Raw genomic sequence first — 1,285 nt, 5'->3', positions numbered from 1 at the left:
GGGGGAAACCCCCGTGAGGCCACTGCATCGCTTATTCAAAAGCATCTTAAGTAGTGTCCCCGTAGCCCATAAGCTGATAACTGATAACTGATAGCTGATAGCTGATAGCTGAATAAGAAATGAAAATGCGATGCCCTTTTGGCCTTTAGGCCACGCTACGCGAACGGCCACGCTAAGCGAAGGCAAAAAAACCTCCCCTGGTAATTTCCCATAAAAGAATTAGGGAACCTTTTCAGGGGACGGTTAGTCAATATACATAGCAATCCCCTTCAAAAGTTGAATAGGATTGCTCTATCTATCTAGCGCCATTTTAATGGCTACCGGGTGCCATCAGATCTGTTGCAGATATTGACCCATGAGGTAATTTATGCATAGAATCCATTTTTTGGCAATTGCTCCGCTTACTTTGCTCGGATTATCTGAAATAGCGCTTCAGTCTAGCTCAGTTGTGGCTAACACTTATTCCAATAACACCCTCCAGAGAGGTTCTCAGGAGCAGATAACTGTGCTAACCAGTAGCTCATCCTTAGCTAAATTCAATACTGAGTTGCTTGGACTAACCAATGCTGAACGGCGAAAAGCTGGCTTGCCACCATTACAGCTTTCTGCTGAGCTAAGTCAAGCCGCACAGCTACACGCTGAAGATATGGTGCGCAATGGTTTTTTCAGTCATACTGGTTCGGATGGTTCTAAAATAAGCGATCGCGCTAAAGCAGCAGGATATCTATATTCCTATGTTGGTGAAAACATTGCCGCAGGTAACCCGACTCCTGCTCAAACCATTAGGCAATGGATGGGAAGCACTGGTCATCGCCGTAATATACTCAAGCCTCAGTATCAAGAAATTGGCTTTGGCTATGTCAGCGATCCTTCTAGTCCCTATCGCCACTACTGGGTGCAGGTGTTTGGTTCACCACGTTAATACTCAGTAGGGAGTAGGGAGTCGGGAATCGGGAATCGGGAGTCGGGAGTTGGGAGTCGGGAGTCGGGAGCGGTGCGACCCGTGGCGAATTTAATTCGACGACTGTAAGCGCACCGAGGGAGTCGGAATCACCCTAACCCCCGTTAATAAGGGAGTTATATCAAATAAAAATCTCCCCATCTCCCTATCTCCCCATCTCCCCACACTCGAGGATTGACTTTGGAGTTAGATATACGCCTCCATTCCCTCACAAGAACAAACCAAATTCCTATCCCCAAAGGCATTATCTATGCGCCCTGCCACAGGCCAAAACTTGTGTTCCCTTAACCAAGATGCAGGATATGCTGCTTCCTCACGGGTATA

1 protein-coding gene is annotated in these 1,285 nt (G+C 47.2%); it reads left to right on the top strand.

The genetic code is table 11. From position 1 onward, the window contains the following. The first annotated feature begins 367 nt into the window (after positions 1-367). The gene (locus F6K53_RS43230; RefSeq protein WP_293086856.1) at positions 368-922 is read left to right on the top strand and encodes a CAP domain-containing protein; all 555 of its coding nucleotides are present in this window, start codon (positions 368-370) and stop codon (positions 920-922) included. The last annotated feature ends 363 nt before the right edge of the window (positions 923-1,285 follow it).

This window comes from Moorena sp. SIO4A1, from assembly GCF_010672065.1.
GTDB lineage: Bacteria > Cyanobacteriota > Cyanobacteriia > Cyanobacteriales > Coleofasciculaceae > Moorena.
Note: the sequence above shows the minus strand (reverse complement) of the source record. Positions and strands in the feature narration are given on the sequence as shown.

Bases quoted from the DNA above. Each gene is read 5' to 3' on its own strand.
- F6K53_RS43230 (WP_293086856.1), top strand. From the start codon at position 368: ATGCATAGAATCCATTTTTTGGCAATTGCTCCGCTTACTTTGCTCGGA.